We start from the raw sequence: 12,398 nt of genomic DNA on the forward strand, positions 1-12,398 counted from the left end.
TAAAGTTAAATTAATAGGGGCCAGACCACGGTTTTATTTATGTTCATGTCTCTGTTCTACTGGAAACTATAGTGGATTTGCTTGCATTGATGGTAATTATTTCAATGTGGCAACCATTCTACCCAACCCCCACCGAACTCCTCCCCCCCGCCGTCCTCTGCACCATAATTTTCGTCGCAATCCGTTCCGTCATTTCCTGCACGTGCGAGATCACGCCGACCTTGCGGCCCATCGATTGCAGGCCGTCGAGCGCGTCCATGGCGACGCGCAGCGTGTCGGCATCCAAACTGCCGAAGCCTTCGTCGATGAACAGCGATTCGACCCGCACCCGGTTGCTTGACAGCGAGGCGAGGCCGAGCGCCAGCGCCAGCGAGACTAGGAACGATTCGCCGCCGGACAGCGAATGGACCGAGCGCAGCTCGTCGCCCATGTCCTGATCGACCACCATCAGCGCCAGCGTGTCGCTGATGCGCTGCAGCCGGTAGCGGCGCGACAGTTCGTTCAGGTGGCGGTTCGCGTACCCGAGCAGCACGTCGAGCGTGTACTGCTGCGCGTAGTTGCGGAATTTCTTGCCGTCGGCGGCGCCGATCAGCTCGTTCAGTTGCGCCCACAGCCGGTGGCTGGCTTCCTGCGCGGCGATGGCGGCCAGCATGTCGGCCGCCTGCACGCGGCGCGCGTGGTCTTGCGCGATGGACAGTTGCAGCGCGGTGGCGCTGGCGTGGGCGCTGTGGCGCTCGGCGGCGAGGCTTTGCAGCGCCTGCTGCAGCGCGGCTATCGGGCTGGCGCTGGCGGCAGCTTCGGTTACAAGCGCGTCGGCGTCCTGCGGCGGGCGCTGTAGCTGGTGCGCCTGCCGCTGGCTGCTGCGCTCCTGCAGCACGGTGGCGGCCTGGCGGGCGGCGTTGTCGATCGCATGCAGCGCGGCGCGTTCAAAGGCGATCCAGTCGGCCGGGTGGGCCAGCAGCGCGTGCAGCCGGGTTTCGTCGAGGTGTGCGTCGGCGTTGTTCGCTGCGCCGCTGGCGGCATTGAAGCGGGCGATCCAGCCGGCCAGATTTTCGGCGGCGGCCTGCGCTTCGCCGTTGTGGCTGGCGAGGCGGGTTGTGGCCTGCTGCAGCGCTTCGGCGTTGCGGGCCTGCGCCTGCCTGCTGTCGTTGCCGGCCTGGGTGTGCTGCGCCAGCGCGGTTTTGGCTTTGGCAATCGCGCCGGCCAGTTGCGCTTCGATTTGCTGCACCGGCTGGCCGCTGAACAGCGTGCGGCGTTCGGCCTGCAGCGCGGTCAGCAGCGTATGGCTGGCGGCGAACGCGCTGGCGGCGCGCTGCTGTTCCAGCTCGGCCTTGCCGTGGCTGGCGACCAGTGCGGCCAGTTCCAGCGTCAGCGTGGCGTGACGTTGCTGGCCTTGTTCGAACGCGCTGCGCTGAACCTGCCAATGACGAGCGTTCTGCTCGCATTGCTGCTGGAAGGCCTCGGGATTGTCCTGCCAGTTGCTGCGCCAGCTTATTTGTTCATCGGCATCGCCGGAGCGGAAGGCGGCGTCGAGCTGGCCCAGGCTGTCGTCCAGCCGTTGCCGGCTTTGATCGAGCTGTGCAACGGCGGCCTGTTGTTTTGCTTTGGTTTCGCTCAGCGCGGTCTGGGCGGCGTCGGCGGCTTCCTTCCTGGCGTTGTGCGCGATGCTGGCGCGGTCGGATGCGGCCTGGGCTGCGTCCTTGGCTTGCGCGGCGCTGCGCCACGCGGCGTCCAGCTGGCTGATGCTGTGCAGTTCCGCCTGCAGCGTGCTGCGCTGGCTGGCGAACCAGCCGGCTTGCTGTTCTGCGTCGATGTTGGCGAATTCGTCGGCCAGTTCGGCGGCCAGCGGCTGCGCCTGCCAGTCCTGTTGCTGGCGCTGCAGCGCGGCGTGCAGTAGCTGCTGTTGCTGCGCGATCGCGTCCAGCTGGCGGCGGCAGCTGGCGGCCTCCGTGCCGTGGGTCGCTTGCTGCTGCATTGCGTGTTCATATTGCTGGCGGCAGCTTTTTACTTCGGCTTGCAGGCTGGCCAGCATCGCGTGCAGCTGCGGGTTGTCGGTTGTGTATGGATGCTCGGTGGCGCCGCAGACCGGGCAGGGCACGTCCGGCTCCAGCGCGGCGCGCAGGGTTTCGACGCTGGCGGCGCAGGCGGCTTCGGCGCTTCTCAAAGAGCGTTCGGCTTGCGCTAGTGCGGCGGTGAGCGTCGGCAGTTGTGCGCCGGCCAGCGCCAGCGCGGCCTCGGCCTGCTCGGCGGCTTGCCGGCTGCTGCCGGCTTGCGCATCCAGCGCCTGCCGGCGGTTTTGCTGCTCGGCCAGTGCGCGCCAGATTTGCTCGGCGCTGCCCAGCTGATCGCGGCGGGTTTCTGCGCTGTGCTTGCGTGTTTGCAGCGCGGTTATGTCGATGCCGGCGTGCTGCTGCGCGGCGTGCTGGCGCTGCTGCTCGGCGGCATTCAGCGCGCTGGCAGCGCTGGCGAGCGCCTGGGTCGCGGCGGCCAGCTGTTCGTCTTGCCTTGCTTCGCTTTTTGATAATGTTGCTAGTATGCATTCAAACTGTGCTGTTTCGTTGCTGGAAATGCATGACTGCTTCAGGAGTATATCCCAGCGCGGCCAGTGTTCGGCCAGCGCTTGCAGCGGCGCGTGTTGCGCCAGCCAGTGCTCGGTGGCCTGCTGCTTGTGTTGCGCGCCCGCCAGTTCGGCCTGCTTGGCTAGCCGGTTTTGCTGCGCCAGCGCACTAGCCTGATCGGCATCAAGCTGCGCCTGCTGCGCCGCCTGATGCGCGGGCCGCAGCGCGTCGATGCGGGCGTCGAGCGCCTTGGCCTGATCCAGCGCGGGCGCGGCGTTGGCTTGCGCCTGTTCGGCGTCCGTCAGCGTGCGTTGCGCGGCGGCCTGCGCGGCGTCGGCTTGCTGGTGGCTCTGCTCGGCGGCGGCCAGCTTGTGCTGGCAATCGGCAATCGCGCTGTGATCAAAGGCGATGGCGCGGCCCAGCCGCTCGATCTCAATCACCAGCGGGCGGGCCGCCTGCACCGCCTCGACCCGCTGCAGGTCAAGCCGGCGGCTGGCGGCGGCTTGCTGCTGGTCTTGCGCTTGCTGCAATTGGGCGTGCGCCAGCTGCTCGTTCTGCTGGAACTTGGCATCGTCCTGATGCCAGCGCAATTGCGTGTCGAGCTCGGCCTTGCGCAGGTCGAGCGCCTTGACGGCGGCATCGGCGGCGGCGCTGTCCTGTTCCAGCTGGCTGCGGGCATCAATGGCCAGCGGCTTTTGGTCGGCCAGCCGGTCGTTTATGCGCTGCAGTTCCTGCTGTTCGTGCTTGGCGCGCGCGTACGCGCGCTGCGACAGCGCGCTGTAGATGCTGCTGCCGGTCAGGGTTTCCAGCAGTTCGCCGCGCTCGTTGTCGTCGGCCTTCAGGAAGGCGGAAAACTCGTTTTGCGCCAGCAGCACCGCGCGGGTGAATTGCTCGAACGAGAGGCCGATGCGCTGCACGATTTCGGCCTTGACTTCCCGGTTGGTGCCGCCGATCGGCTGCAGATCGGGCAGTTGCTTCAGGCTCATGCCGGTGTTTTGCAGGCTGCCGCTGGCCTTGCCGCGCGCGCGCCGCACGCTCCAGCGGGCGCGGTAGCCGATGCCGTCGTTGCCGACGAAATCGACTTCGGCATGGCCTTCGGCGGTGCCGCGCCGCAACAGGTTGCGCGCATCCTGCTGGGTGACGGTGCTGTCGCCGACGTCGGGCAGCGTCTTGTTGCCGGCTTTCAGCAGGCGCGGCGTGCTTTCATACAGCGCCATGCACAGTGCGTCGAGCAGCGTGCTCTTGCCGGCGCCGGTCGGCCCGGAGATCGCGAACAGGCCGGATGACTTCAGCGGTTCCTGCTCGAAATCGACTTCGAATTCGCCCGCCAGCGAGGCCAGGTTCTTGCCGCGGATTGCGAGAATTTTCATGAGTGTTAATTCTGTTATTTCACATTTCTCTCCCCTCTCCCGCAAGCGGGGGAGGGGAGCAAGGCGTCAATGGGCGTCAGCAGCAGTTCGGCAAAGGCTGCCTGCAGGTCGGCCGGCGTGTCGGCGTCGTAGCGGCTGCGGTACAGGCGCTTGAAGATGTCGTCCGGCTGCAGCCGTTCCAGCTGCTCCGGCGCGGCCGGCGCACTACTGTTTGCGGTTTTCGGGCTGAAGCTGGTTTCGATCTTGGCCAGGCGCACCGGTTTGCCTTCCAGCGCCGCCTCGATGCGGGCGCGCAGGCCGGGTTCCGGCGCATCGAGGCGCACCCGCACTTCCAGATACGGCTGCCGTTGCGGCTCGTCGTTGGCAGGCAATTCAAGCGCTGCCAGCGCAGTAAGCACTTCTTCCAGCGGCGCAGGCCGTTGCGGCACGCGCAGCAGTTCGACCGCGCGCGGCACCGGCAGCGGCGTGATGTCGGCCACCGTTTCGCCCTCCAGATCGACGCGCAGCACCTGATGCGGGTAGCCGACTTCGGCGAACGACAGCGGCAGCGGGCTGCCGCAATAGCGCAGGTGCGCCTGCTTGCCGACGCTTTGCGCCAGATGCAGGTGACCGAGCGCCGCATACGCGATGGCCGGGTCGAACATGCCGGCCGACAGCGCCTCGCTGCCGCCGATCACGATGCGGCGCTCGGAATCTTCTGAGATTTCGCCGCCGACCATGTGGCAGTGGCCGAGCGCGATTATTGCCTGGCCGGGCTGGCGCAGCGTCAGCGCATGGGCCAGCGCCTGCCGGTACAGTAGCGCGATGCCTTCCATGTACGGGTCGCTCTCTGTTTCCATGCGCGGCACGTCGCCGGGACGCAGGAACGGGACCGCCAGGCACCAGGCGGCGATGCCGCCCAGCTTGTTTCTCAAAGGCACCACCAGTTTTGCGATGTCGATCGCGCCATCGGGCCGGCGCGGAACAAAGCCGATCACGGCGGCGTCCAATGTTTCGAGCAGCGGCCCCGGCGCTTCCAGCCGCCCCGGCGAGTCGTGGTTGCCGGCGATGATCACGATGTTCAGGTGCGGCACCCGCGCCTTGGCTTGCTGCAGGAAGCGGTACAGCTGCTTTTGGGCGGCGGCCGACGGGTTGGCGTTGTCGAAGATGTCGCCCGAGATCAGCAGGCCTTCGGCCTGTTCGGCCGCGAGGGTGGCCAGCAGCCAGTCGAGGAAGTGCTGATGCTCAAAGCCGCGCTCGAAATTGTGCAGGGTCTGGCCCAGATGCCAGTCCGAGGTGTGGATGAAGCGCAAGGTGATGTCCTTTGGTCCGCGCCTGTTTGACGCCGGATGGAGTGATATATTGGCCGTTAATATAACTGATCAAACCGACCACGCCAGAGGAAACACCATGTTGCAGAAAAAACCGGACAGCGCCAGGCTGGACAAGATCGTCGCCGATGCACGCCGTAACGCCGATCAGCGCGAACTGGGTTACCGCGAACGGGCGCTGAAAATCTACCCGTGGGTGTGCGGCCGCTGCACGCGCGAATTCACGCTAACCAATCTGTCGCAATTGACCGTGCATCACCGCAACCACAATCACAGCGACAATCCGCCCGACGGCAGCAACTGGGAGCTGCTCTGCCTGTACTGCCACGACAACGAGCACTCGCGCTACCTGGAAGCGGACCAGCAGGGCACTTCGGGGCAGGGCGGCGGCGTGGCGGCAGCGACCCACAACCCGTTTGCGGCGCTGGCCGGGCTGATCAAGAAGCCTTGATCGCTCACACCTTCACCAGTTCGGTATGGCCGAAGCCCTTCTCGTAATCGAGCAGGGAGATCACCTGCGGCGTGATTTTCAGGAAGATCATGGCGTCCTTTTCCTGCGATTGCGCCCATTCTGCCGCCTGCGGGAACTTGCGCAGCATGCATTCGCCGGCGTATTCGATTTCCTTCGGGTCGTGCATGATTTCGGCCCTGGCGCCCATGGAAACGCCCTTGATGTGGTTCCAGTCCTGATAATCGGCATTGATGGTCAGCGACACCTTGTCGCAGTGCCGGATGTTTTCCGCTTTCTGGCTGTACTTGCCGACGCCGACGTACAGCGTCAGGCCGTCGCTGGCGTAGCTGACCGTGGTGGCTTGCGGATAGCCATCGGGCCGGATGGTGGCCAGCGTCATGTCCTTGGCGTGGCTGATGATGTCGAGTGCGAATTGCTTGTTTGTTTGGTCCATGCTGTTCTCCTTGGCTCTTTGAGTGATTCAGTTCAATACGCCCGTCAGTTGGTGCTTACTCTTCCTCTTCGTCGTCATCTTCCTTCTGCCGGCTTTTGCGTTGCGGCCTGCCGGTCGGCACCAGGGTGGTGCTGGCGCGGATCTGGAACAGCTCGGTCAGCTTGCGGCGCACCCGGAAATTGATCGAATCCGGCGGAAAGTTGCCGATTGCATCGGCGTTGCCGGCCGGCTGCCCGCTCAGCACTTCGATCGCCTGATCGACGCTGTCGACCGCGTAGATGGCGAACCGTCCGTCCCGGCAGGCGGCCACCACGTCGGCGCGCAGCATCAGGTGTTTGGCGTTGCTGCCCGGTATCAGCACGCCTTGACGGCCGCTCAGGCCGCGCGCCGCGCAGATGTCGAAGAAGCCTTCGATTTTTTCGTTGACCGCGCCGATCGCCTGCACCTGGCCGTTCTGGTTGATGGAGCCGGTCACTGCCAGCGATTGCTGCAGCGGCGTGTCGGCCAGCGCCGACAGCAGCGCGCACAGTTCCGCCAGCGAGGCGCTGTCGCCGTCGATGCTGCCGTAGGTCTGCTCGAACACCAGGCTGGCCTGCAGCGACAGCGGCTGGCGGGCGCAGTAGCGCGTGGCGAGGAAGGAAGTCAGGATCAGCACGCCCTTCGAGTGGATCGCGCCGCCTTGCGCGACCTCGCGCTGAATGTCGATCACCTCGCCGCTGCCCAGGCGCGCGGTGGCCGTGATGCGGGTCGGCTGGGCGAAGTAGTAGTCGCCGATCTCCATCACCGACAGTGCATTGATCTGGCCGATGCGGCTGCCATCGCTGTCGATCAGGATGGTGCCGCGCAGGATTTCTTCCTGCAGGCGGCGCTGGATGCGGTCGGCGCGGCCGATCCGGGCGTCGATCGCCTGCTGCACGTGGGCGCAGGAAACAGTGCCGGCTGCAGTGCCGGCGGCATCAGGCAGGCTGGGTAAGCTGGATTTGGCCCAGTATTCGGCTTCGGACAGCAGGTCGCTCAGGCGCAGCAGGTTGAGCGACAGGCGCTCGGCGTCGCCGGCGTCGCGCGCGCTGAATTCGATGATGCGGGCTACCGCCGCACGCTCGAACGGCAGCAGTTTCTGTTCCTGCACCATCGCTGCAATCAGTCGCGCATAATCGAGCTGGCTGTTGTGGTCGCGCGCCACATCGTCTTCGAAATCGGCGGCGACCTTGAACAGCTTGGCAAAATCCGGGTCGTAGGCCTGCAGCAGGTAGTAGTATTCGCGTTCGCCGAACAGGATCACCTTGACCTTGAGCGGGATCGGTTGCGGTTCCAGCGAGACGGTGCTGATGATGCCGTAGATCTGGCCGAGCGATTCGATGCGGATTTCGCCGGTGGTCAGTGCCTGTTTCAGGCCTTCCCACGCGAACGGTTGCGCCAGCACCTTGTGGATATCGAGCAGCAGGTAGCCGCCGTTGGCTTTGTGCAGCGCACCGGGCCGGATCAGTGCAAAGTCGGTGGTCAGCGCGCCGTAGCTGGCCAGATGCTCGACTCGGCCGATGATGTTCTGGTAAGTCGGGTTGTTCTCGTTGATGACCGGCGCGCCTGCGGCTTCCTCTGCGCTCACCAGCAGATTGACCTGATAGCGGCGCAGCGGCGGCAGCGCTTCGCCTTGCTGGCTGGCAGTGCCTTCCTCCGGCTTCTGGAAAATCTGCGCATTCTCGATCACGTCCTGCTTGACGGCTTCCAGGTAGGTCTGCACGCGCGGCAGGTCGGCATATTTCGGCAGCAGGTCGTCGAACAGATGGCCGACCGCGAAGATGTTCACTTCCCGGTTCAGCTCGCGCAGCCGCTTGTGGTGCGCCTTCTGCCATTCCGCCATTTGCTTTAACAGCTTGGTCAGCTTCACTTCCAGCGCTTCGATCTTGTTCTGGATCGCGTCGCGTTGCTCGCTCGACAAGTGATCGTATTCTTCGTCCGAGATGATTTCGCCGTTTCTGGCCGGGTCCAGCGAGAACCCGGTGTCGGTCTGCGACAGCGCGATATCCTGCGCTTCGCATTCATCGGCCAGCGCATTGATGCTGTTCTTTTGCAGCGCATCGAACTCGGTATCGATCTGATCGACCCGCTTGCGGTAGTCCTCGCTTTCCAGTATCGCCGGTATCGTCGATTGCAGCTCCTCGACCAGTTGCGCCATGTCGGTGCGCAGCTGCAGCCCGCGTCCATGCGGCAGCTTGAGCGCGATCGGCTTGCCAGGATCGCTGAAATTGTTGACGTAACACCAGTTTTCTGGGGCTGCCTCGGCATGCGCCCGCAGATCCAGGAAGCGCCTGAGCATGTCGTGCTTGCCGGTGCCTTGCTGCCCCAGCACGAACAGGTTGAAGCCCGGGTGCTGCATTTCGAGGCCGAACTTGACCGCTTCCAGCGCCCGCTCCTGTCCGACTGCACCGGCAAGATCAACGAGTTGTTCTGTCGTGTCGAACTGCAGGCTGGTCACTTCGCAGTGGCGATATAACTTATCCGGCGGCAAGGGGGGAATCGTTGCCATGCGTGCTCAATTCTTTGGTGTTGTTTGGTGATACCAGAATTGGACGGATCTGCGGTGCGTGTCTTGACGGAAATCAAAGGTGCGAACCTCTTTCCAGCCTGAGATAATAGATGCCCGCATATTCATCAGAAGGAAGCAGCTGTGTTCGACAAACCGATCGTGATGCTGGATTTCGAGACCACAGGCCTGTCACCGGATGCCGGCGACCGCATTACCGAGGTCGCTGCGCTGCGCATTGTGGATGGCAAGATCACCGAGCGTTACGTGTCGCTGGTCAATTGCGGCGTGCGGATTCCGTCCTTCATCACCGGCCTGACCGGCATTTCGCAAGCGATGGTAAACGCCGCACCGCGGGCCTCTGTAGTGGTGCCGCGATTGCTGGACTTCATCGGTAGCGATGCGTTGTCCGCGCATAACGCCAGTTTCGATCTGAAATTCCTGCAGGCGGAAAGCCGGCTCCAGGGTCTGGAACCGGAGCACCGGGGCCTGATCTGTTCGCTCAAGCTGTCGCGCCGGGTGTTTCCCGGCATGGCCAGTTACAAGCTGGCGGCGCTGGCGTCGGCGCTGCGCATCCGCTTCAGCAGCGCAGCGCACAGGGCCGAAGCGGATGCGGAAGTATCAGCCAAGCTATTGATCCACATTGCCGCGCATCTCGCCGATACCTATGCATTGCCCGGCATCACTGCGCAATTGCTTGAATCGGTCAACAATCTGAGCGCGGCCAAGGTGCCGGAATTCCTCAAGAAGAGCGGGATTGCAATGCGGGCGTAAGAATGTTCGCTTCCCATTTTCGCTGATTCATCTTGAAAGTAGCGTTTGGTCGCTTAGTGATGTCTGTTGGAGTTTCAGCCGTATGCCAATAAATGTGCTTATTCTGGCATTAACAATTAACCATTTGCGTATTTTTCAGATCAGCCGCTGCGGATGAGTGAAGGCAGTTAGCCGGCCCTGCCGCACGAAGCCACATAGCGTGATGCCAAGTTGGTCGGCGGCTTCGATGGCGAGCGAGGACGGCGCCGATACTGCGGCGACCAGCTCAATGCCGGCACGCGCCGCCTTGATGATCAGTTCCAGGCTGACCCGCCCGGACAGCAGCGCGCCGCAGCCTGCGGTCGGCAGTCCCTGCAGCAGGCGCTGGCCGATCACCTTGTCCATCGCGTTGTGGCGGCCGAGGTCTTCGGCGCTGGCGAGTAGCGCGCCCATTGCCGAAAAGAGCGCCGCCGCATGGGTGCCGCCGGTGCGGTTGAACACTACTTGCCGACTTTGCAGCGCTGCCATCAGTGACTCGAAAGTGGTTGGGTCGATGCGCAGGGTGTCGGCCACCGGCGGCAGTCCGTCCCGGATGTCACCGGCGCGGTCGACGCCACCGCAAATACCGCACGAACTGGCGACGAAACCGCCGCGCCGGTGGCTATTCACCTGCGATGGTCGCACCAGACGCACCCGCACCAAGTTCGGCGCGTCTGGGCAGAATGCCATTTCGGCGATGTCGGCCATCGTCTCGATCATGCTTTCGGTCAACAGAAAACCTGCACACAGCGCCAGCGCTTCCGGCTCTGCGACATCGCCGAGCACGCCGTCGGCCGGAAGGAAAGCGGCCGCAGCGGCTATGTCGGTACGGGTCCACATTAGCGTGTAAAGACCGATCTCGGCCACGTCGATGAACAGCGCCTGTTCCTCGACCACCCAGCAATCTTCCTCGACCACTACCCGCGCGGCTCCCGCGCGACGATACGACGACACGCGACGCATGCCGGCAGCGGCAACCGCCGGCATCAGGGTGGACAAGACAGCTGCTTCGGCTTTACCCATTGGCATCTCTTTCAGGTCTGGCTGGCCGCACCCAAACGTTTGACGCCGACCCGCACGATGTCGGCGCCAGAGCCGGTGGCATCGGTCAGTTCGATCGACATCGGTGCAATCGCGTTCAGAGTCGGCGCCTTCAGGTCTTTCGCATACGGCGTTGCCCAGTGGCCGAACTGGCCGACAATCACCAGCGTGTCGGGCCGGATTCCTTGCATGACAATCGCTTCACCCTGCGTCGAGCCGAGTACCGAAGTGATTTCGAGCTGGTCGCCTTCGCTGATTCCCATGCTGGCGGCGGTGGTGCTGTTGATCATAATGCCGCCGTGACCGCGTACGTTTTGCGACAGTTCATCCATCAGCTGGATGCCGACATTGCCGCCGGCGTGATACTGCATGCTCTTGGTGGCGATCAGCCAGAACGGAAAATCTTCCGGTTTGTGGCCGCGCCGCACTAAATCCTTCTCCCAGATGCCGGGGAAATCATGCCATACCGGCAGCGGCTGGTATTCTTCGAGCTGTTTATCCCACCAGCTGATTTCACCCTCATGCAGCCGGTTCGCCAGCTCGCGCCCGGAGCGCATGATGCGTTCCTGGTAGGGCAACTCAAAGCGTAGGTTCTGTTTTTTAAGGGTCGGATACAGATACCAGCCGGTCTGCGTGTACGGCCGGCTCATCAAGCCATTTTGCTTGAACCAGTCGAGGTCGCGTACTTCGGTGCCATCAGTCAGTTCGTGGCTGGCGGCGCGGCATACTGCGTCCCAGATCGTGTCGACGTCATGCGCCTGATCGGTGGCCAGGGAAAAATCGCGCTGTTCGGTCTTCAGCGGCACGCCGCAGGCGCCGCGGTTGATGGCGGCATTGAATTTTTCAAGCAGGCCGGTGCGCTGCGCCAGCTCGGTCGCGATCCAGGTAAAGTCGCGTGCATCGCCTTGCGGCGCAACTACTGCCTGGCGCAGCACGAAGCCCTGATGCTGCCAGTACTGCTCCATGAATTTGGTGCGACCGAGCCGGATCAGCTGCGTGCTTTCGAGGTCGCTCGCTTCCGGCAGCAGGATGTCGGCCATGTGGTTGGTTTCGTCCGGCGTGTATGCGAAACACACGGTGTACGGAAAACTGGCCATGGTCGCGGCTACTGCATCGGTATCCCAGAATGAAATTGCCGGGTTGGTGCGGTAGGCAAACCAGATATCAGGCTTGCTAGTGGCAGGCCAGTTTTCTGGCAACTCTTTCTGGAACATCCAGGCTAGGTGAGTCGGTCCCAGTGCCTGGCTCCAGGCACCGTTGCTGCCGACCAGCGGTACCAGCGTGCGATGGGCATTACGTCCGGTCGGCTTCTTTTGCCATGTGTCTTTCTCGGTCGGATTGAGCTTGTTCAGCATAAAACCGTCCGGGCCAGGGACTACGCTCTGGTGGCGATCTTCCTGCGGCCGGTTGATGCGCACCGTGGTGCCGAGCGTGCCGCCCGGTACTTCCAGGGCGCCGACCAGGACCGCCAGCATGGTGCGCGACCAGCAGCATTCATACGCACCCCAACCGTTGTTGACGGTCTTGCCGAGAGTAACAGCGACCGGCCGGAACGGCAGTGTCATACCGTCGACGTCGATAGTCTGTCCGACGCAGGCGTGTGCGAGGAATTCATTGGCGATGCGGCGGATTTTGGCTGCCGGCACATCGCAGATTGCGCTGGCCCATTCCGGGCTGTACTGCTGCATGTGCTTGACCAGCAGCGTAAACGAAGTATCAACCGTGATATCGGCGTGTTGCCAGCTTTGTTGGTCGGCACCGATCTCTATTGCCTGCGCCACCTGCACGCTGCCTTCGAGCAGCGGTACGCTGTCCGGCGTATCGTGCACCACTGCGCTGTTACTGCGGGTGTCCCATAACAGCGGTTTGAAGCTGACCGGATCGCGCAAAAAATAACC

Annotated in this window: 8 protein-coding genes; 2 read left to right on the top strand and 6 right to left on the bottom strand. The window is 63.6% G+C overall.

From position 1 onward, the window contains the following. Positions 1-118: 118 nt before the first annotated feature. Together HMCN_RS0109110 and HMCN_RS0109115 are read right to left on the bottom strand one after the other, a co-directional pair. The gene (locus HMCN_RS0109110; RefSeq protein WP_025917096.1) at positions 119-3,928 is read right to left on the bottom strand and encodes an AAA family ATPase; all 3,810 of its coding nucleotides are present in this window, start codon (positions 3,926-3,928) and stop codon (positions 119-121) included. A gap of 14 nt (positions 3,929-3,942) precedes the next feature. Further along, positions 3,943-5,220 carry an exonuclease SbcCD subunit D C-terminal domain-containing protein gene (locus HMCN_RS0109115; protein WP_025917097.1) on the bottom strand — a complete coding sequence of 426 codons (1,278 nt, stop codon included), beginning with the start codon at positions 5,218-5,220 and terminating at the stop codon, positions 3,943-3,945. Between the two features lie 97 nt (positions 5,221-5,317). Here HMCN_RS0109115 and HMCN_RS0109120 point away from each other — a divergent pair, with 97 nt between their 5' ends. Continuing rightward, positions 5,318-5,689, top strand: coding sequence for a YajD family HNH nuclease (locus HMCN_RS0109120; RefSeq protein ID WP_025917098.1), 372 nt, complete (start codon positions 5,318-5,320; stop codon positions 5,687-5,689). A 4-nt stretch (positions 5,690-5,693) separates the two neighbouring features. Here the strand turns inward: HMCN_RS0109120 and HMCN_RS0109125 are convergent, their stop codons facing one another. Together HMCN_RS0109125 and HMCN_RS0109130 are read right to left on the bottom strand one after the other, a co-directional pair. Further along, entirely contained in the window at positions 5,694-6,143 is a 450-nt protein-coding gene (locus tag HMCN_RS0109125; protein WP_025917099.1) for a pyridoxamine 5'-phosphate oxidase family protein, read from the bottom strand. 55 nt (positions 6,144-6,198) lie between these two features. After that, positions 6,199-8,670 carry a Lon protease family protein gene (locus HMCN_RS0109130; RefSeq protein WP_025917100.1) on the bottom strand — a complete coding sequence of 824 codons (2,472 nt, stop codon included), beginning with the start codon at positions 8,668-8,670 and terminating at the stop codon, positions 6,199-6,201. 141 nt (positions 8,671-8,811) lie between these two features. Here HMCN_RS0109130 and HMCN_RS0109135 point away from each other — a divergent pair, with 141 nt between their 5' ends. Next, a complete protein-coding gene (locus HMCN_RS0109135; RefSeq protein WP_025917101.1) occupies positions 8,812-9,441 on the top strand; it encodes a PolC-type DNA polymerase III in 630 nt (209 codons plus the stop codon). Between the two features lie 135 nt (positions 9,442-9,576). Here HMCN_RS0109135 and fdhD read toward each other — a convergent pair whose 3' ends face one another. Beyond that, complete coding sequence (fdhD, locus tag HMCN_RS17525; RefSeq protein WP_025917102.1) at positions 9,577-10,482, bottom strand: formate dehydrogenase accessory sulfurtransferase FdhD; 906 nt, start codon at positions 10,480-10,482, stop codon at positions 9,577-9,579. Between the two features lie 11 nt (positions 10,483-10,493). Next, positions 10,494-12,398, bottom strand: a 1,905-nt coding sequence (locus tag HMCN_RS0109145; protein WP_025917103.1) for a molybdopterin-dependent oxidoreductase, incomplete at its 5' end; no start/stop codon positions are given.

The organism is Herminiimonas sp. CN, from assembly GCF_000622895.1.
Taxonomy (GTDB): domain Bacteria; phylum Pseudomonadota; class Gammaproteobacteria; order Burkholderiales; family Burkholderiaceae_D; genus AVCC01.

Bases quoted from the DNA above. Each gene is read 5' to 3' on its own strand.
- HMCN_RS0109110 (WP_025917096.1), bottom strand. From the start codon at position 3,928: ATGAAAATTCTCGCAATCCGCGGCAAGAACCTGGCCTCGCTGGCGGGC.
- HMCN_RS0109120 (WP_025917098.1), top strand. From the start codon at position 5,318: ATGTTGCAGAAAAAACCGGACAGCGCCAGGCTGGACAAGATCGTCGCC.
- HMCN_RS0109125 (WP_025917099.1), bottom strand. From the start codon at position 6,143: ATGGACCAAACAAACAAGCAATTCGCACTCGACATCATCAGCCACGCC.
- HMCN_RS0109130 (WP_025917100.1), bottom strand. From the start codon at position 8,670: ATGGCAACGATTCCCCCCTTGCCGCCGGATAAGTTATATCGCCACTGC.
- fdhD (WP_025917102.1), bottom strand. From the start codon at position 10,482: ATGGGTAAAGCCGAAGCAGCTGTCTTGTCCACCCTGATGCCGGCGGTT.